General features: G+C 35.9%; 14 protein-coding genes and 2 rRNA genes. 11 read left to right on the forward strand and 5 right to left on the reverse strand.

The genetic code is table 11. From position 1 onward, the window contains the following. The first annotated feature begins 196 nt into the window (after positions 1-196). The 7 genes from EL260_RS03555 to EL260_RS03585 all read left to right on the forward strand — a co-directional run bounded on the left by EL260_RS03555 (position 197) and on the right by EL260_RS03585 (position 10,238). Positions 197-2,960: ribosomal RNA gene (locus tag EL260_RS03555) — 23S ribosomal RNA — on the forward strand. A gap of 145 nt (positions 2,961-3,105) precedes the next feature. After that, positions 3,106-3,213 (forward strand): 5S ribosomal RNA (gene rrf, locus EL260_RS03560). Positions 3,214-3,844: 631 nt separating this feature from the next. Further along, entirely contained in the window at positions 3,845-5,014 is a 1,170-nt protein-coding gene (locus EL260_RS03565; RefSeq protein ID WP_123858875.1) for an NHL repeat-containing protein, read from the forward strand. Between the two features lie 139 nt (positions 5,015-5,153). After that, a complete protein-coding gene (locus EL260_RS03570; protein WP_123858876.1) occupies positions 5,154-7,805 on the forward strand; it encodes a 4-alpha-glucanotransferase in 2,652 nt (883 codons plus the stop codon). 139 nt (positions 7,806-7,944) lie between these two features. Further along, on the forward strand, positions 7,945-8,976 hold the full coding sequence (locus EL260_RS03575) for a hypothetical protein (protein WP_123858877.1): 1,032 nt from the start codon (positions 7,945-7,947) through the stop codon (positions 8,974-8,976). Between the two features lie 178 nt (positions 8,977-9,154). After that, positions 9,155-9,601 (forward strand): hypothetical protein, encoded by a 447-nt coding sequence (locus EL260_RS03580; RefSeq protein WP_123858878.1) that lies wholly within the window; start codon positions 9,155-9,157, stop codon positions 9,599-9,601. Between the two features lie 127 nt (positions 9,602-9,728). Continuing rightward, a complete protein-coding gene (locus EL260_RS03585) occupies positions 9,729-10,238 on the forward strand; it encodes a ferritin (protein ID WP_105704292.1) in 510 nt (169 codons plus the stop codon). 59 nt (positions 10,239-10,297) lie between these two features. Here EL260_RS03585 and EL260_RS03590 read toward each other — a convergent pair whose 3' ends face one another. Further along, positions 10,298-10,681, reverse strand: a complete 384-nt coding sequence (locus EL260_RS03590; RefSeq protein WP_123858879.1) for a hypothetical protein — start codon at positions 10,679-10,681, stop codon at positions 10,298-10,300. Between the two features lie 429 nt (positions 10,682-11,110). Next, a complete protein-coding gene (locus tag EL260_RS03595) occupies positions 11,111-14,251 on the reverse strand; it encodes a UvrD-helicase domain-containing protein (RefSeq protein WP_123858880.1) in 3,141 nt (1,046 codons plus the stop codon). Positions 14,252-14,433: 182 nt separating this feature from the next. Here EL260_RS03595 and EL260_RS03600 point away from each other — a divergent pair, with 182 nt between their 5' ends. From EL260_RS03600 to EL260_RS03615, 4 genes are all read left to right on the forward strand, one after another. Continuing rightward, positions 14,434-15,180, forward strand: a complete 747-nt coding sequence (locus EL260_RS03600; RefSeq protein WP_123858881.1) for a carboxypeptidase-like regulatory domain-containing protein — start codon at positions 14,434-14,436, stop codon at positions 15,178-15,180. A gap of 3 nt (positions 15,181-15,183) precedes the next feature. Next, on the forward strand, positions 15,184-15,993 hold the full coding sequence (locus EL260_RS03605; RefSeq protein ID WP_123858882.1) for a hypothetical protein: 810 nt from the start codon (positions 15,184-15,186) through the stop codon (positions 15,991-15,993). 17 nt (positions 15,994-16,010) lie between these two features. After that, the gene (locus EL260_RS03610) at positions 16,011-16,838 is read left to right on the forward strand and encodes a carboxypeptidase-like regulatory domain-containing protein (RefSeq protein ID WP_228445295.1); all 828 of its coding nucleotides are present in this window, start codon (positions 16,011-16,013) and stop codon (positions 16,836-16,838) included. Positions 16,839-16,945: 107 nt separating this feature from the next. Next, positions 16,946-17,680: an SIMPL domain-containing protein gene (locus EL260_RS03615; RefSeq protein ID WP_123858883.1), complete on the forward strand. Its 735-nt coding sequence runs from the start codon at positions 16,946-16,948 to the stop codon at positions 17,678-17,680. Positions 17,681-17,810: 130 nt separating this feature from the next. Here the strand turns inward: EL260_RS03615 and EL260_RS03620 are convergent, their stop codons facing one another. From EL260_RS03620 to EL260_RS03630, 3 genes are read right to left on the reverse strand one after another with little or no spacing between them, the layout of a single operon-like run. After that, a complete protein-coding gene (locus EL260_RS03620; protein WP_123858884.1) occupies positions 17,811-18,323 on the reverse strand; it encodes a GNAT family N-acetyltransferase in 513 nt (170 codons plus the stop codon). 2 nt (positions 18,324-18,325) lie between these two features. Further along, on the reverse strand, positions 18,326-18,547 hold the full coding sequence (locus tag EL260_RS03625) for a PspC family transcriptional regulator (protein WP_027373948.1): 222 nt from the start codon (positions 18,545-18,547) through the stop codon (positions 18,326-18,328). A gap of 1 nt (position 18,548) precedes the next feature. Beyond that, complete coding sequence (locus EL260_RS03630; protein ID WP_123858885.1) at positions 18,549-19,808, reverse strand: DUF2851 family protein; 1,260 nt, start codon at positions 19,806-19,808, stop codon at positions 18,549-18,551. Position 19,809: the final 1 nt, after the last annotated feature.

Consider the following 19,809-nt stretch of genomic DNA (forward strand, 5'->3'; position numbering starts at 1 on the left):
TGGAAGACTGATTTAAAAGTTACGGATAGAGCCAAAAACAATATTCGTTCATCAGTTGGACAAGAAGAATTTAAGATCATTGACATTAACGGTAAAGACATCACAAAGAGATAACCGAGCACTTTCGAGTGCCGAGTTTATAAAAATATCGATAAATTTAATTTATCAAAAAATACTGAACTAATTTAATATTAGGAAAGAAATCGTTAAGGGCGTATGGCGGATGCCTAGGCTTTCAGAGGCGAAGAAGGACGTGGTAAGCTGCGAAAAGCTGCGGGGATTGGCACACACGAATTGATCCGCAGATGTCCGAATGGGGCAACCCGTCTGGTTGAAGACCAGTCACTCTAAATTTATTTAGAGAGCAAACCCGGAGAACTGAAACATCTAAGTACCCGGAGGAAAAGAAATCGAAGAGATTCCGTAAGTAGTGGCGAGCGAAAGCGGATTAGCCCAAAAGCTAATTTATGTTTAATAGAATGTTCTGGAAAGAACGGCCGTAGAGGGTGATAGCCCCGTATATGAAAGGCATATTTAAGTGATAAATGAGTAGGGCGGGACACGTGAAATCCTGTCTGAATATGGGGGGACCATCCTCCAAGGCTAAATACTCCTGAAAGACCGATAGTGAACAAGTACTGTGAAGGAAAGGTGAAAAGCACTTCGAATAGAAGGGTGAAATAGAACCTGAAACCGTACGCCTACAAGCGGTCGGAGCAGCATTAAGCTGTGACGGCGTGCCTTTTGCATAATGAGCCTACGAGTTAATTTTACTAGCGAGGTTAAGGACTTCAGGTCCGGAGCCGGAGCGAAAGCGAGTCTGAATAGGGCGCATAGTTAGTAGGATTAGACGCGAAACCTTGTGATCTACCCATGGGCAGGTTGAAGCTCTGGTAACACAGAGTGGAGGACCGAACCGGTTGACGTTGAAAAGTCTTCGGATGACCTGTGGGTAGGGGTGAAAGGCCAATCAAACTGGGAGATAGCTCGTACTCTCCGAAATGCATTTAGGTGCAGCGTCGTATATAAGTTTATTAGAGGTAGAGCTACTGATTGGATGCGGGGGTTTCATCGCCTACCAATTCCTGACAAACTCCGAATGCTAATAAATGTTCTACGGCAGTGAGGGCATGGGTGCTAAGGTCCATGTCCGAGAGGGAAAGAACCCAGACCAACAGCTAAGGTCCCAAAATATATGTTAAGTTGAAGCAACGCGGTTGGACTGCATTGACAGCTAGGATGTTGGCTTGGAAGCAGCCATTCATTTAAAGAGTGCGTAACAGCTCACTAGTCGAGCGGTCCGGCATGGATAATAATCGGGCATAAACATATTACCGAAGCTATGGATTTGTATTTTAGATACATCTGGTAGGAGAGCATTCTATTTGCGCTGAAGCAGTACTGTGAGGTATTGTGGAGCGGATAGAAAAGAAAATGTAGGCATAAGTAACGATAAAGCGGGCGAGAAACCCGCTCACCGAAAGACTAAGGTTTCCTCAGCCATGCTAATCAGCTGAGGGTTAGTCGGGACCTAACGCGAACCCGAACGGGGAAGTGGATGGACAATGGGTTAATATTCCCATACTTGCTCACACTAAAAAGGGGACGGAGTGCCGTACTTACTGGAGACTGACGGAATAGTCAAGGCCTAGCCTTCGGGCGAAGCTGCTGTAGGGAAAGTGCTTCCAAGAAAAGCCGAAGTGAAGCAACCCGTACCAAAACCGACACAGGTAGTCGAGGAGAGAATCCTAAGGTGCTAGAGTGAATCATGGTTAAGGAACTAGGCAAAATAGTCTCGTAACTTCGGGAGAAGAGACGCCATCAGCAATGGTGGCCGCAGTAAAGAGGCCCAGGCGACTGTTTATCAAAAACACAGGACTCTGCAAAATCGAAAGATGCAGTATAGGGTCTGACACCTGCCCGGTGCTGGAAGGTTAAGGAAGGTGCTTAGGGTTAAACCGAAGGCATTGACTGAAGCCCCAGTAAACGGCGGCCGTAACTATAACGGTCCTAAGGTAGCGAAATTCCTTGTCGGGTAAGTTCCGACCTGCACGAATGGTGTAACGATCTGGGCACTGTCTCAACCATGAGCTCTGTGAAATTGTAGTATCGGTGAAGATGCCGATTACCCGCAATGGGACGAAAAGACCCTGTGAACCTTTACTATAACTTCGTATTGACTTTGAGTAAGTAATGTGTAGGATAGGTGGGAGGCTATGAAGTGGGCACGCTAGTGTCTGTGGAGCCGACGTTGAAATACCACCCTTTACTTACTTGGAGCCTAACTTCTTTTAGAAGGACATTGCGTGGTGGGTAGTTTGACTGGGGTGGTCGCCTCCAAAAGAGTAACGGAGGCTTTCAAAGGTACCCTCAGCACGCTTGGTAACCGTGCGTAGAGTGTAATGGCATAAGGGTGCTTGACTGTGAGACCAACAAGTCGATCAGGTGCGAAAGCAGGACATAGTGATCCGGTGGTTCCGTATGGAAGGGCCATCGCTCATAGGATAAAAGGTACTCCGGGGATAACAGGCTAGTCTCCCCCAAGAGCTCACATCGACGGGGAGGTTCGGCACCTCGATGTCGGCTCGTCACATCCTGGGGCTGGAGAAGGTCCCAAGGGTTGGGCTGTTCGCCCATTAAAGTGGCACGCGAGCTGGGTTCAGAACGTCGTGAGACAGTTCGGTCTCTATCTATTGCGGGCGTTAGATGTTTGAGAGGGCTTGATTCTAGTACGAGAGGACCGAATTGAACAAACCTCTGGTGTATCAGTTGTACCGCCAGGTGCACTGCTGAGTAGCTACGTTTGGAAGAGATAAGCACTGAAAGCATATAAGTGCGAAACTCGCCTCAAGATGAGACATCTTTTAAGGGTCGTGGGAGATGACCACGTTGATAGGCTATAGGTGTAAAGACAGTAATGTCATAGCCGAGTAGTACTAATTACCCGTAGATTTATAGCCTGATATGGCACACGAAAGTGCAGCAAGGTTAGCTCTTTGTGAAAGTTTTTATCGCTTAAAACAGATATCAGAGATTAGATCTCAGATATCAGACCAATTGGTCTGACATCTGCTGTCTTGCATCTGACATCTTATATACAACCTTTAGGGTGGTTTTAGCGGTGGGGCTCACCTGTTCCCATTCCGAACACAGAAGTTAAGCCCACCAGCGCCGATGGTACTGCTAACGCGGGAGAGTAGGCCGCCGCCAGTTTTTATTTTATTTTTAAAAGTCTCATACAGTAATGTATGAGACTTTTTTTTGTTATATACTCAAATCCAAAACACAATACAAAACACACCACCACACCACACTAAGAACAATACAACCACAATACAATCAGCAATGAGCAATGAGCAATGAGTAATAGGTAATAAGTAAGATCTAATCTCTAAGTTTTGGCTAAAGCCATTGGAATTCTTATTTACTATTAAGCGGGCTAAAGCCTACTTCTATTGAATATTGGCTGTACACAATATAAATAGTACTTAGATTTTACTCAACATATTGATTAGATTACTATTATCGATTATTTATACTTTTTCCTAGCCCTGATAGGAACGGTTACCCCACAGCATGGGTTGGCCCTTTGACTAGGTTCAGGATAATGCAAAGACATTAGCGCGAGGAGTATGAGTGGATAGCAGGATTAAGCTCCTGAAATATCTTAGAGTATTTACTAATTTCGTACTAGATTTTATTTATTTGTAATTAAGATTCTTTTATCATTTTAGTTTTTTTGTTGTAAAGTTTGTTTAAATGATTGTTTTTTTTTGTTTTTCTAATGGGTAAATTGTGTAACTTAGTCATATTAAAATGATTACGAATCTAAAATATACAATCTATGAAAAAACATTTATTCCCTCTATTTCTACTGTTGTTAGGTGCGAATGCATCTGCTCAGCAGGATTTTTTTGCTATTACAGGAAAAGACACCCAGGCTATTAATTTTAGTGATTTCCGTGTAATGGATGTGATGAATGGAACTTCCGGTGAGAGGATTTTTACAGCTGATTCCTCTACAAAAGTTATTTCACAAACACGAAGAGGATTAGTAACTGAGGATAAAAATTCATTCAATAATTCCCAATCTGTGACAATGGCAGCGCTGGCATATGATTCATCTAATAATAATCTGGTGTATATGCCTATGTTTTCTTCTAATATTTATGTTTTAAATCCTCAAACTAAAGAAATTACTTTGATTGAGAATAATGTTGTGAGAGTAACATCTTGTGATATTAATTCTCATATTACAAGAATGGCTACTGGCTACGACGGAAATATTTATGCTATTAATAACTCAGGGACACAGCTTTTACAAATCAGTAAAAAAGATGGACAGTATGTAGTTAATGATTTGGGAATCATAAAAGATGAAGCTTCAAACGGTAAAAATTCATTTACTACAATAGAAACAGGATTTGGGGGAGATATGGTTGTTGATTCAGATAATAACTTCTACGTTTTTGCTGCTTCAGGAAATGTTTTCAAGGTATCTGTTAAAGAATTGAAGGCGAAGTTTATGGGTAAAATTGCAGGGGTACCGGATAACTATTCTGTGAATGGTTCTGCAGTAAATGCGCAGGGAAAGGTAGTGATAGCAAGTGCTAAAGGAGCTCCTTTATATGAAGTGGATCTTACTAGTTTACAGGCTAAGCAGCTTCCGGGAGAACAGAACCTGCATATTTATGATCTGGCCAGTAAGTACTTTGTGAATGACAGGGTTTCTTCAAATAATAAAGCATTAACAAATCTGGATATTTATCCTACCAGAGTAGATGAACAGTTTGTAAATGTTCATGTTAATGATAAGAATGTAAAAGGAAATATCAAAATGAATGTTTTTGATATGTCTGGTAAAAATGTAATGAGTCAAAGTTTGCCTGTGAAAGATGGGGCAATGGATCAGAAGGTTTACTTTAGAGGATTGATTAAAGGAGCCTATATTATAAGTTTATCTGATGAATCAGGAAAAGTAATACTAAATAAGAAAATTCTTATCACTGAATAATTCGCCCAAAAGGTATCTATAAAATTAGACTTATTATAAAAACCTTTTCAATCTTCTTGAAAAGGTTTTTTAATGATTATTTGATATTCAACAAGTTTTATTTTTCGATATTAAAATGTACTTTTATAAAAAAATATAGATGAAGCTATACTTTAATGTAGGATATATTGTAAAAGCCGGAGAAAATCTGCAGTTGGTAATTCGTGAAGAAAGTGCTGCGGCTCATATCCATACGATGTTTTGTGCAGAGAATGGTTTGTGGAAATGTGAAGTTGATTATTTTTCAAAATCCATTTCCTATCAATACAGAGTTGTTAATGAAAAAGGAAATGTTTTGAGAGACGAGTTTGTTCAGCATCATCTTAATTTCCCTCATAACTATAAGGAATTTATCATTTTTGATGAATGGAATAATAAAAATTTTCCAGAGAATTATTTAAATAATAAAATTCTTCACAACAAGTTACATGACTTTAGTCCGGAGAAATCAACAATTTTAAAAAAACATACTCATCTATTCAGACTGGAGGCTCCTATTTATAATAAGGATTGGAGAATCGTATTATTTGGAAACACAGCTTCTTTAGGAAACTGGGATTATAATAGAGTTGTCCCTTTGTATCAGACTGATTTTGGCCTGTGGGAAGTTTCTGTTGAAATTCCCGAGAATGAATTCATCCAGTTTAAATATTGCATTTATGATACAAAAGAAAATAGAGTAATAGATGTAGAAACCGGTGAAAACAGATTTACCGTTCCTAATCCATTGCCAGATGTTTTACAGATTGTTTCCAACCATTATTTCAGATTTAAAGGATATCAAATGTATCATGATGCAGGAGTCGCTGTTCCTGTATTTTCTTTAAGGAGCAATGAAGGATTTGGAGTAGGAGAGTTCTCAGACATCAAAAAACTGGCAGACTGGACGAAGGAAACGAACCTTGGAATTATTCAGATTCTTCCTATTAATGATACTACAGCGAATTATTCGTGGACGGATTCTTATCCTTATGCAGCAGTGTCTGTATATGCTCTGCATCCCCAATATATTTCCTTAGAAAAACTTGATTACTCTTTACCGAAAGAATTAGTTAAAGAATATGAGGCTGATAAAGAGAATCTCAATGCTCTTGACCTTATTGATTATGAAAAAATGATCGAAGGGAAATGGAAGTATCTTAAAGCTATTTTTCATTCAGAAAAAGATAAAATTTATAAGGACAGAAACTTCAAAAAATTTATCAAGGATAATGAATATTGGTTGGTTCCTTATTCTGCATTCTGCGTCCTAAGGGATAAATACAAGACCCCTAATTTTAATGAGTGGAAGACTCATAAAAAATATATTGCAGGAAAGATTTCTCAGTCTTTTACAACAAAAAGTAAGGATTATGATCTTTCAATGCTTCATGCATGGGTACAGTACCAACTTCATATACAGCTAAAAGATGCTGTAGATTATACGCACAGTCTTGGAGTTTCTTTAAAAGGAGATTTACCAATTGGAATCTACAGATATTCAGTTGAAGCATGGACAGAGCCGGAACTATTCGGTATGGATTTCCAGGCAGGAGCTCCACCGGATCAGTTTACAGAGCTTGGGCAAAACTGGGAATTTCCTACGTATAATTGGGAAGCTATGAAGGCTGATGATTACAGATGGTGGAAAAACAGATTCAAGGCATTGGAGCAGTATTTTGATGCCATGAGAATCGATCACATTTTAGGTTTCTTTAGAATATGGAGGATGCCTATTTCTGCCGTACAGGGAATTTTAGGGTATTTTTATCCTGCTGTTCCTATTGTTGCGGATGAATTTAAGGCCTGGCAGATTCCATTTGAATTTGACAGGTACTGTAAGCCATTTATCAACAATGAAGTTTTATGGAAATATTTTGCAGGAGATAGTGGAAAAGCTCTTGTATTTATGGATCGTAAAGAAGATGGAACATATGCTTTTAAAGAAGAGTTTGATACCCAAAGAAAGCTGGTAGATTTCTTTAAGAAAAAACCACATGGTTCCCTGGAGGAAAAGTTAATTTCTCTTTGTGCTAATGTTTTGTTTTTACCGGAAGAAAGAAAAGGAGTAACAGTATATCATCCAAGGTTTAATGTTTATCATACGGAGTCTTATCAATATCTTCCGGAATCTGAGCAGAAAAGTATTAATGATCTGTACCACGACTATTTTTTCAGAAGGCAGGATCATCTGTGGTATGAAAAGGCAATGGAGAAACTTCCGGTTATTCTGAATGCTACGAAAATGCTGATTTGTGGCGAAGATTTAGGAATGGTTCCTGCCTGTGTACCAATTGTAATGGATGAACTCGCTATTATTGCCCTGAAAGTTCAACGTATGCCTGCAGAGAATATTCCATTCTATGACCCAAGGCATGCCGATTATATGAATGTGGTTACTGCTTCTTCCCATGACAGCTCCACCTTGAGACAATGGTGGAAAGAAGATAAGGCTTTGACTCAAAAATATTTTAATCAACAATTAGTTCAATACGGAAAAGCTCCTGAAGAATTATCTCCAGAACTGGCTGAGATCATTATGAAGCAGCACTTATATAACGAATCTATGCTGGCTATTTTCCCGATTCAGGAATTTATGGCTACCGATGCAAGACTTACCAATCCTAAAATGGATAATGAAAGGATTAATAATCCTGCCGTATTTCCACATTATTGGCGTTATAGAATGCATATAAAGCTGGAAGACCTTAAGAACCAGAAAATGTTCAATGAAAAAATTGCTCACTGGATAAAAGATAGTGGTCGAATGTAAATTTAACATTTGATTTTCAGTGAGTTAAATATATTTTGAAAGAAGTTTGATCTAAGGATTTAACTTCTTTTTTTTATTTGCATCAAAAAGATAGAATTAAGATATTCTGTTATATATTAACCAATTAACGACTACAGAGATGAAAAAAATATTTTTGGGATTGGCTTTTGGGCTGGGCGTTTTGACGTCTGCTCAGCAGTATCCGAATAATGGTTGGGGTGATGATGGTTATTATCAGAATGGAAATGGCTATTATGGCGATGAAGATGACAGAAATTATTTTCCTGATGATTATTATTATAACTATCCTCAGGACTATTATCCAGGTGATTATTACCAAAGTTATTATAGCGATTACAGAAACAGTATTATCAATATCGATTGGAATGGGTTCTTTGTTCAAAATAGATTAACCCGTTGGCAGGTAGATCAGATCATGAGACTGAATAATCTATATGCGAGCTTTACAGCCTGGGATAATTTCTATAGATATAATCCGGACAGATGGTATTACGATAGATTCTATGCACTGGAAAGAATTATGGGCCCAAGGGTTTTTGTTGTTTTCCAGAATAATTACTACAGAGGGGCAAGTCCTATTGTTTACTTCCAGAATTACAGAAGGACCTATTATGTTCCGAGATATGCTGTAATGCCAAGGTATCGAAATATAAACATTAATATTTACAGAGTAGATCGGTCAAGGTTCAGAAGAGTTGATAATCCTACGTTCGATATTGTAAGAGGAAGCAGTAGACCTGATAATGGTTTCAGAAACTCAGGAGGATCCAACGGAGGCTTCAGAAATAATAATTCAGGAGGTTTTAGAGGAAATTCAGATAACGGAGGTTTCAGAAATAATAACTCAGGAGGCTTTAGAGAAAACGCAGATAATGGAGGTTTCAGAAATAATAATTCTGGTAGTTCCAGAGGAAACTCTGACAACAATGGAGGATTCAGAGGAAATTCTGATAAAGGCGGTTTTAGAAATAACTCCGGTGGATTTAGAGGGAATAATGAAGCAAAACGGGAAGCAGCTCCTGCGCCATCAAGAGAAAATAATGGTGGTTTCAGAGGCAGTAATGGTGGTTTCAGACAACAAAAATCTGAAAATTCTTCACCAAGTCGTGGAAATAGTGGAGGCTTTAGAGGAAGCTTGGTAAGGAATTAATTTTCATATATTATATTTAAGTGGTGTGAAGGACAGGTTTTTATAATCTGTCCTTTTTTTTTATTATTATTAGTTTATTTTAGTTAAAATTTAACATTATTTATGAATTTGTTAATTTAACTTATGATTTAATACTGAATCAAAAAGGTATAATAACAATTAATTAAATTTAGAAAAAATGAAAAAATTAGTTTTAGCAATAGCATTTATCGGAATGGGTAGTTTTGCAATGGCACAACAGACAACTCCACAGGACAGGGAAGCAAAAAGAGCAGAAATGCAGCAGAAAATGCAACAAAAAGAACAGGAGCATCTTGCACAGATGCAAAAAGATCTTAACCTTAATGCTTCGCAGGTAACCCAGGTAAAAGCATTACATGAAAAAAGAAAAGCAGAAATGAAAGCCGATTTTGCAAAAAATAAAGAGGCAAGGCAGGCTAAAATGGAGGAGATGAAGGCCAAAAGAACACAAATGGATGCTGATATGAAGAAGATCCTAACTCCTGAACAATATGATAAATGGCAGGCTGACAGAAAAGCTAAAATGGAGCAAAAAAGAATGGCAATGAAGGATAGAAAGATGATGAAAAAGCCTATGAATACGGCTACTCCTGAAGTAAAATAACCGTTTATAATTTTAATTTTTTAATGTGTAAAGGATGGAGTTTTTTCCATCCTTTTTGTATTAATTTTCTGTAAAACTTTTGATTTCGGGCTTTTATTCCCTATTTTTGACTATAAATTTAATACTTATGGTTAGCGAAAAAATTGCAAAATTAATTAACGAACAAATTGCCCACGAACAATACGCCGCTCAATATTATCTTTCAATGTCTGCATGGTTTTCAGGAAAAGACCTGGATGGAATTGCAAACTACTTCAGAGTACAAAGCAAAGAAGAATTAATGCATGCCGATAAAATGTTTGATTATCTGAATGACGTTGGGGGAGAAATTATCATCGGAGAGATTCCAAAACCTCCACATGAGTTCGAAAACGCAACAGATATTTTTGAAAAAGCGTTGGCACATGAGAAAATTGTAACTAAAAGTATTTTCAATATTGTGAAAAATGCCAATGAAGAGGGTGATTTTGCGACAACATCATTCCTACAGTGGTTCATTAACGAACAGGTAGAAGAAGAAGCGAGTGCTTCCCAGTATGTAACAAAAATCAAAATGGTATGTGATAACCCATCTGCATTATATCTTTTTGATCAGGAACTATCACAGAGAGTATTTACTCCTAATACAACTGCCTAAATCCCGAAAAGTTTTTAACAATATAAAACCGCTATTATTATGATAGCGGTTTTTATTTTTTAGTGTAATGAAAGGCAAGTAGCTTTTATTGCATGACTACTGTTGATACTATATAATGAAAACAGAGAAGCAATACTCAGCAGATATAAAAGAGATAATAGAATCAATTTTTTATCATTCCCTTTTTCACGTCGGATTGAAAAGATCTGTATCAGTAAGAATAAAGGATATACGAATGTAATGACTGCAAAGAAGGCGAAGAGCCAGGTCATAATTAAAGAGAATATACTTTGGAAATTAATGGTTTCAATACTTCTGTTAAAATAGATATGAGCTGTCTTATCCCAATAATAAATAGCAGCTAAAGCAATGAAAATACTGAGGCTTATCCATTGAATATTGAATACAATCTTCCAGTTTTTAATGATAAAATTTTTTAACATAGCCTTTTGCTGTTTCTGATTTATAAAGGCTTATTTTTTCTGCCTTAATCTCTGTATTCTGATAGCTGTAATAAAAGTTATAGCTCCTATTATAAGACTAGAAAAAAAAGATTTTACTATACTTTCTATAGGCATATACCTAAGACCATCCTTGGTTACAGGAGGATCAATATAATCTAGAATATTAAATATGACAATTCCGGATAAGGTCATCATAATGACGCTTATTAAAAATGAGATAAAATAAATTTTCATGGTTATATCATTAATACTTGTGTTAATTTTTAAGGGTAAAGATTATTTTACATTTTCCAGCAGTTTTTTTATAAGGTGAAAGATACAGCTTAATCTATTGTTCCGGATATTTTAACTTGTATTTTTAATGATATTTTATTGTAGTTCAAAGAGATATTTGAAATAGAAGTAGATTTACAGATAAATGATCTGTGTTTTCAGAACTTTTTTTCCCAACCTTTCAAGAATATTTTTGTATCCCTGTACCTGTTCTTTATCTTTGCCTTTCTCTTCACCGGTTTTAAAATCCACAATGATATAGCCTTCTTCACTTTTAAGAATACGGTCAGGTCTTGAAATATGGCTTTCTCCATTTTCAGAGATCATGATATCTTTTTCATTGATAACTTCCCACTTTTCATCAAAGAATTCAGAATATGTTTTTACAATTTCCTGTAAAGTGATCTGTATTTCATTCTTTTCTTCCAATGTAATCTGCCCTTCCAAAGCATAGCCATCCAAGACTTTCGTAATATCTTTTTTAGTATTGATCTTAGATAAAAGTTCATGTACAAAAAGCCCGATCCTTACTTTCTCGTTTCGTACCTGATAATTTTTTGATGGAGTAGCAATTTTGATGGAAGTACTCTTTTCATTTACATTTTTCAGATTCTGAATATTCTGAGTTTTAAAAGAGGATGTCTTTGTCTTAGAATACTTCTTAAGCATTTCAGGTTTTACTTCATACAGATCAAATGAATCCGAATTTTCAGTATTCTTAGTCTGAATAAATTCTAACAACTCAAGATTATTCGAAGTTTTATTAGCTTTTTGAAGATAGAAAAATAACTGCTCAACTGGTCTTGTAGTTGCTACATACTGCAAGCATAGCCTGTCAATCAAATTTTTATAAGAATTCTTTTTATTGAATTTTTGAATTTCCTCATCATAAACTTCCAGGTTTTTACTGAACTGGTTAATGTTCACTGATTTTAAAGCATCACTCTCATTCGTTTCAAACCAGTTGGTAAATTCACTATCCCGGTTTTTATTCATCATAGGAATGAAAACAATGGGGAACTCCAGTCCTTTAGATTTATGGATCGTCATAATCTGAATGGCATCAATATTTTCCGAAGCCTGAATGGTATAGGAAGATGCTTCTTCATCCCAATATTTTAAAAATTCCTTGGTACTTGCACCCGCATTTTGAGTAAAGTTGAAAAGCATTTCCAAAAAGTTCAACAGGAAGTCTGTTTCCTTATTTTCTACTGAAAATTCATTGATGTAATACTCAATAAAATTATACAAATTGAATCTTGGAAAATGATCCTGCTTCAACTGTAGCGAATATTTTTGCTGGATAAACTGAAGTATTTCCTCATGACCTTCAATATCCAGAATTTCCTTCATTTCAAGCGTGAAATCTGCCATGTGAATTTTTCCTAATGTATTCAGGTAATACATCATCATAATCAGGCAAGGCTTATTTTTCGGATTGATTTCCCATCTTAAAAACTCAATGACTGCTTTCAAAGTATTAGAAAGCTCCAGGGTAAGACCTTTATCAGAAATGGTTTTTATATTGGTTTCCTCACCATGATAAGTTACTTTTAAGCTTCCCAGTTTTTGAGAATAGCTGAAAATATCAAAATTTCCCCGGCATAAAATTGTAATGTCAGAGAACTTAAAGCCATTATCCAGACATTCCTGAATATCTTTACGCATGCTCTCAGAAGTATCATCATAAAACTCCTCATTAGTGAGATTTTCGATCAGGTTTACCCTTACGCGTCCATCAATCTTCGATTTTGGTGTTTGTTCGGCATCCGCACCGAAAATATTTTGATGCTCCTCTTCCAGTTCCAGAGAATGGTACTGATAGAGCTCATTGTTGAACTGAACGATATTCCGGGCACTTCTCCAATTGTCTTTAAGAACAAGAAGATCCGCTTGCTTGGGAGAAAACTCCTTTTTATTGATAATATCCAGCATCAACTTACTTTCCCCGCCACGGAATCTGTAGATACTTTGTTTTGGATCTCCTACCAGCGTAAAAGAAGTATATTCGGTGGAAACACTATGATCTCTTAGTGGAACAAAGTTTTGCCATTGTAATTCTGATGTATCTTGAAATTCATCAAAGAAATAATGCTGAAATTGTGCCCCTACTTTTTCATAGATAAAGGCAGACGGTTCGTTTTTAAGATTTTCATTGATAAGGATGTTAAACTTTGAAAGAAGAACAAGATCATTCTCTTCCTCAATTTTTTTCAATTCATCCTGAATATCTTTATTAACTTTCAATGGAAGCAAGGCAGATAAAACCTTCTCCTTCTTCTGGGTTTCAATGTACAGAAAAATCAGCTTCATCCTATTTTCAATAAGCTGCTCCAGAATCTCAAAAATTTCAGTTTCTTTATGTTTAGATTTTGAAGAGGCACCTTTTCTGTAATTGTTGATTACAGATTCTTCCGCTGTGGTTGGAAAAGGAAATCCTGCTCTTTTCTGTTGATAAAAATCAATAACTTTGGTAAAGAAGCCTCCAATTCCGTTTTTTCCCTGTGCAAAATCTTCAATTTCAATATTTCTGGATTTGAATAGCTCAATAGAGTTGGCAGCAAGCTCTGCAGCCTGTTTTTTATTCAGAACAATTTCTTTACGAAGTGCATTCTTGATGTCTTCATAGTTTGTATCATCAAAACTCTGATTGCTTTTCAGATGCTCATAGTGAATATCCTTTACAAACTCTTTTGCCGAATCATAAAGATTCTTGTTAAGATTGATTCTTTCATTATTTTCAAGGCTGTAATCCACATAATCCATAAAAGAATGGGAAATTGTGTCATTCTCTCCAATCTGATCCAGCATTTTATCCACTGCTTCAATCAGAAATGGTTCTGCTTCAATTTCCAGGTTGAAATTTTTTGCCAATCCCAATTCATAGGAAAAGCTTCTTACCAACCTTGAGTTGAAGCGGTCAATCGTTCCGATATTCAAAGTGGAATAGTTATGAAGAATATGATCCAGTAGCCTTTTTGAACGATGATGCAAATCATCAATAGTAATTTTTAATCCCTGCTCTTCAAAAGCTTTCTGAATGTTTTTAAGATCAGCATTCCCTGCATAATCGCTGGCAGCAAAATTTCCAAGCCAGGACAAAATTCTTTCCTTCATCTCATTGGCAGCCTTATTGGTAAAGGTCAAAGCGAGAATATTCCTGATCGATTGTTGTTGATTAGGATAGCGGAGACAGATCATCAGAAGTCGCTGAACCAGGGCATATGTTTTCCCGGATCCGGCTGAAGCATTGATAACTGTATAAGAATTTTGCATTGTTAAAGGAGAATTGAGACTGCAAGTTAGCTAAAATTTAAAAGAAAATTTAACAATTCAATCTGCCTATTTAACAGTTTCGCGACCAAAAGGCAGCAAGAAATACTAAAAGGCGTTAACGGTGGTTAAACTTATGCTTCAATACAAAAATAATTTTAGCTTTGCTCTATAAAAAATAATCCGTGAAATTCAAACTACTCCTTTTTTTATCTCTGATTTTCTTCATACATTCCAATGCTCAAAGCTATATTTTTGGAAAGGTGGTTTCTGAGAGCGGTGCAGAAATGAAAGATGTCACTGTCGTAAATATCAGAACTGATGAAATGGCATTCTCAAACGAAGATGGTCATTTCATGATTTCCGGGAGACCAGGTGATGAATTACGATTTATAAAAGCCGGATATGACAGAGTTGTGAAAAATGTTTCTCAGGAAAATGTACAGTCTCCGATGAACATCAGCCTTATTCGATCTACCATTCAGATTCCTGAAGTGGAGGTTAAGCAGGGGCTTACCGGGAATTTAAAAATAGATTCAAGAAGTTACAATAAACCTAAAAAGGTTCAAAAGCTGGAGACAGAGATGAGCCGCTATATTGCACAAAAGTCAGATCCGAGAATCCTTGCTGCAAAACCTGGGGAATTTGTACAACCGAAAGGAGAAGGATTTTTCATTGGGAAAGTTAATGACAAATGGGATGATATTGATTTAATGAATTATATTCATGCAAGTCTTGGAGATGATTATTTCACCAATCTTAAAATAGAAAAACCATTGATTAATCATTTCATTTCTTATGTTTTAGCAGGTGGTTTTGAAAGAAAAAAAATCCTCAAATATGGATTTTGCAGTGATGCTGACCTGAACAGGTTCCAACGTTTTGTTCTGACAAGAATTTCTTCTTATCGCGCTCCACAGCCTCAAAGATAATCTATGGAAAACATATTCAAAACCAGTCTGTGTGTTATCCTTTCTCTCCTATCAGGAATATTGTTCTCACAGCAAAAAGTAACGGGATTTGTTACTGATAACACTCATAACAATATTAATCCGGTATTAATCATTAATGTTTCAAAAAATATTTCTGTACTGAGCGATTCTTCAGGGAAATTTGTAATAGATGCCGATGAAAATGATGAAATAAGATCTGTAAAAGAAGGATATTATCGTGCCAGTAAGAAGGTCTTAAAAGAAGATTTCAATACTCCTGTGCTAATGGTGCTCTCAAAAGCGGAGATTCAAATTCCGGAAGTACAAATTGCCTTCAAGCCTACAGGAAACCTGGAAAAGGATAGTAAGCGCCTTAATGAGTCTCAAAAACTAAGGTCTTTAAAATCGGATATGTCAAAATATATGAAAAGTCCTTTAGCAGAGCCCTTGCCTGATAAATCTATTTCCAAAACCTTTACCGGACATGATTTTAAAGCAGGGCAAGTAGATGTCTTAGGTATTATTGGTAAAGCAATAAATCTGTTTACGAATGCAACAAAACCTAAAATTACAAAGGCAAACTATCTGGAATTTCAGGATTTCATGGTACAACTTAAAAATGACGTTAATTTAGATTTCCTGAGAAAATATGGGATGGAAGATGAGCAGATTGATGCATTTCTCATTTATGCGGAAAATACGAGAGAACTTTCCAAAAAATTCAGAAAAGATTTCAATAAGGAGGTATTAGCATTTGAATTAAAAACTGCCTTTGTAGAATATCGTAAGTTGAATAAGCTTGATGCCAAATAAAATATTGGTATTTTTAAATGATAAAAGAACGATTGGATTATAACCTCAAAAATATTACAAATATACATTGGAAAAAAATATTTCTTTTCCTGATGATGCTTTGCAGTAACTTTTTGTTTTCTCAACAGACCGTAACCGGCCGGATTATTGATGACAACGGGGAAGATTTAAGTGCCGTAACTATTGTTAATATGTCTACAGATAAAAAAGTATATTCCAATTCACAGGGAATGTTTTCTATAGAAGCTAATCCTAATGATGAGCTAAGGTTTGTAAAAGAAGACTTCAGTAGAGTTTCCAGACGAGTGCTGACGGACGGGATTAATGCTCAATTGTTGATAACGCTTTTTCAGATTCCCAAAGATGTTGGAGAAGTGAAAATTGTAAAAAGGCTTTCAGGTGATCTTGAACAAGACTCAAAGATTGTTGCCAAAGTAGATAAAGGAGAGCAGGTAAAACAAGCTGTTGGGCTTCCTCAACCCGTTGGAAAGATGCGGGAAAAGCCGGCAGAAGTAAAAAGCGTTCTTTTACCAATATTGTTAGGAAATCTTAATGTACAGGGAGTATATGATCTGATCAGTGGAAAAGCCAGAAAACAGAAAAGACAATATAGATATGATGACCTACAGGAACATATTACCTGGGTTCGGAGCAGGGTAGAGGACGATTATTTTGTCAAGGCTGGAATACCTGCCGACAAAATTTCGGAATTTATAGAATTTTCATTTGTAGTCAAGCCTCAGGTTCGTACGTATGTAAAAGCCCGAAATTTGTCCGGTGTTATGTTGAGAATGGAAGAAGTAATCCCTCTTTTCATTGAAAGACTAAAGAATAGTCATCGATAACTCAATTTTTTAGAGTTCATCATTTCTTTTAATGTTAAAGAAATCTTAAAATATTGGAATGGAAATTGATGCAATAAACTCATAATCAAATCAAATTCACATATTTTATGAATAAAAATATTATTGCAGTTGCAATAGGCGCTTTAGGGTTTGTTCTTGGCCTTGGCTTTTTAGGAAATGCAATCAAAAACAGAAATAAATCTGAAAATACAATCTCTGTAACAGGGTTGGGGTCCAAACAGTTTACTTCTGATCTGATTACCTGGTCAGGAAGCTTTTCGAAAAATAATCCTGATCTTAAATCAGCTTATGATGAGTTGGCGCAGGATAGAAAAGTCATTAATGATTATCTGATTTCAAAAGGAATAAAACAGAATGAGATTGTGTTTTCTTCTGTAGATATCCAAAAGCAGTTCAGAAGTTATAATGATTCTAACGGAAATTATGTACAGGGAGAATTTTCCGGTTACAATCTATCTCAAAATGTTTCTATTGAAAGTAAAGAAGTAGGCAAAATTGAAAATCTTTCCAGGAATATTACTGAAATTATCAACCGCGGAATTGAATTCACTTCTTCTTCACCTTCTTATTTTTATACAAAACTGGCTACGGTAAAGCAGGAAATGATTGCCAGTGCTACAAAAGATGCCAAAGAAAGGGCTGAAAAAATTGCAGAAAACTCCGGAAGTAGTTTAGGTAATCTAAAAAAAGCGACAATGGGTGTCATTCAGATTACTGCGCCCAATTCAAACGAAGATTATTCATATGGAGGAACATTTAATACCTCTTCCAAAGAAAAAGCAGCCAGTATTACTATAAAACTGGAATATGAAGTGAATTAGATGATAATTTGAGCAGAAAAAGTGAAGCGCAACATCTATGAAAATTTGTGCAATCTGTGGTTAATAATTTATCTAATCAATCTTTCTCCTCAATAAAAAATAAACGCCGGAAATACTCCGGCGTTCTATATTAAGGATAAACAATATCGCAAATTTCATTTTTAAGTTCTTCCACGTTTTCAGGAGAATAATTGGCCAGAAGCCATAGATTTAGAGATTGTTTCCCTTCTCCATAACTTGGTTGTACATAAGTAGTATCAATGAGTCCAAAACTATTTCTCTGATAGAAAGAATAACGTCTTTTAGCATCTTCATTCAGATCCTCAGGCTCAATTTCCAGGATAATTCTTGGATAGTTTTCCAGTAAATGCTGCATAATATGAGACCCTAATTTTTTACTTCTGAAAGCCTCAAATACTTCAAAATGTTCTACGAAGACAAAAGAACTCAGCTCCCATAAGATGAGGTATCCTATGGCCTCTGATTCATGTACTATAGACATAAAACTTACTTTCGGATTTGAAAATAAATCCAGAAACTGTTTTTTATCTCTTTGTTCGTCTACAGGAAAAGTGCTGGTATAAGAAGAATAGATTCCCTGAACTCTATGATCTTCAGCAGAAGTAATTGGTAAAAATTCCATAATTATAAATCAAAGACACTTGGTCGTCTGGTGATGAAAATATCTTTAATCCACAAAGTGAATGCCAGGCCCAGATAGATCAGAAAGAAAAAACCGGCGGTAGCAAAAGTAGAGTAGATGAAAAAGATCCTTAATTTGGATACGGGAATTCCAAGTTTGGCACCCATTCTTGTTAGTACACCAAACCATTCTCTTTCCATTTTATGACGGATATTACTCAGCATTTCAAGATTCTTTTAAAAGTTTAAATCCAATACTGCAAGTTAAGCAATTTTTTTCTTCACATGAGTTTTTGTAGTGATAAATCAGGCTCTGGCTTTGCAGTGCATTGGTAATTACTACTCCAATATTTTTCCAGCTTTGGACTACTGAGTTCTTTTCCGCAGGAATATTTTGATAAAATTCTATAATTGTCTCTGCGATTTCTTCACTGTGATATTTATGATAAGTATACTTTAAAGGAAGAATAGTATTAAGAATGATAAGATTAATAAAATCCTTACTTAAAGTTTTAGGCTGTACTTTTGAAATCGTTCCGAAATTAAAATGACAATCCCAATACTCAGAAGCTTTTATTGATTTAAATAGATCGTACAGCTCTTCAGTACTTTTTGCATCCATGATTTTTGAAAATAAATTCTGATGTTGGTAAAGATCTGCAAGTTGTGACAAACGGATCGTTGGGAAATTAGGCGGCCGTAATCTTAAGAATTTAGGATGAAATATAAGATCTGGCAATGTAAACTTTGCCCTAATAAATTCAAATTCTCGTTTCCATATTTTCATCTGTCCATCTTTAGGAGTCGTAAGCCAGCCTGAAATTCCGAATAACAATGCTTCAAGTTGTAAAGGGTTCTGGCGAATCTTATTGATAACACTATAATCAATACTTTCTGCAATCTGTCTAAAAATATGAGCATTTACTTTTAATCCGAAAGAATAAGCGAGACTGTGGAATAAAACCGCTTCAAAATTATTTTTATAAAGAATTAAATTCTGCTCTAGTTCAATAGATTTTTCCTCCAGTTTTTTCAGAATATTTCCTTCATGAAAGTTAACCGGAATTTTATCTTTATTAAAAATATTCTCACAGGCAATAAACTGATTACCATTGACCAATCTTTCATACTTCCATATTATACTTTCGTCAATATAATGTTTCAGTTCAAGGGTTGGCACCTTTTGATCGGTAAGATCACTAATGTCGGTGTCATGTTGAAAAACTACATGAAGAATAATGTTCTGGTAATTGGGATCTTGAGAATGATTGTGGAAAATCCAGTCCGAGGAACGAACATGCAGTTCTATATTTCCGGCAAGAATTACACCGTTCATTTTGATTTTAGAATCGAGAAAATCCGGGCCGGCATCTTTGTTCCATTTCCCGAATTGTATCATCTCAACGGAATTTCCTTCAATATCCTTGAAGTCAAAATATTTGAAAATCTTATAGTTCCAAAGATATTGAAGTAATTTTTCCGTCATA

Origin of the sequence: Chryseobacterium nakagawai, assembly GCF_900637665.1 — a bacterium.
Lineage (GTDB): Bacteria > Bacteroidota > Bacteroidia > Flavobacteriales > Weeksellaceae > Chryseobacterium > Chryseobacterium nakagawai.

What these genes read in the sequence shown, in the direction of transcription:
- EL260_RS03595 (WP_123858880.1), bottom strand. Translation starts at nt 14,251, where the DNA reads ATGCAAAATTCTTATACAGTTATCAATGCTTCAGCCGGATCCGGGAAA.
- EL260_RS03630 (WP_123858885.1), bottom strand. Translation starts at nt 19,808, where the DNA reads ATGACGGAAAAATTACTTCAATATCTTTGGAACTATAAGATTTTCAAA.
- EL260_RS03625 (WP_027373948.1), bottom strand. Translation starts at nt 18,547, where the DNA reads ATGCTGAGTAATATCCGTCATAAAATGGAAAGAGAATGGTTTGGTGTA.
- EL260_RS03615 (WP_123858883.1), top strand. Translation starts at nt 16,946, where the DNA reads ATGAATAAAAATATTATTGCAGTTGCAATAGGCGCTTTAGGGTTTGTT.
- EL260_RS03565 (WP_123858875.1), top strand. Translation starts at nt 3,845, where the DNA reads ATGAAAAAACATTTATTCCCTCTATTTCTACTGTTGTTAGGTGCGAAT.
- EL260_RS03605 (WP_123858882.1), top strand. Translation starts at nt 15,184, where the DNA reads ATGGAAAACATATTCAAAACCAGTCTGTGTGTTATCCTTTCTCTCCTA.
- EL260_RS03570 (WP_123858876.1), top strand. Translation starts at nt 5,154, where the DNA reads ATGAAGCTATACTTTAATGTAGGATATATTGTAAAAGCCGGAGAAAAT.
- EL260_RS03620 (WP_123858884.1), bottom strand. Translation starts at nt 18,323, where the DNA reads ATGGAATTTTTACCAATTACTTCTGCTGAAGATCATAGAGTTCAGGGA.
- EL260_RS03580 (WP_123858878.1), top strand. Translation starts at nt 9,155, where the DNA reads ATGAAAAAATTAGTTTTAGCAATAGCATTTATCGGAATGGGTAGTTTT.
- EL260_RS03590 (WP_123858879.1), bottom strand. Translation starts at nt 10,681, where the DNA reads ATGTTAAAAAATTTTATCATTAAAAACTGGAAGATTGTATTCAATATT.
- EL260_RS03610 (WP_228445295.1), top strand. Translation starts at nt 16,011, where the DNA reads ATGATAAAAGAACGATTGGATTATAACCTCAAAAATATTACAAATATA.
- EL260_RS03585 (WP_105704292.1), top strand. Translation starts at nt 9,729, where the DNA reads ATGGTTAGCGAAAAAATTGCAAAATTAATTAACGAACAAATTGCCCAC.
- EL260_RS03575 (WP_123858877.1), top strand. Translation starts at nt 7,945, where the DNA reads ATGAAAAAAATATTTTTGGGATTGGCTTTTGGGCTGGGCGTTTTGACG.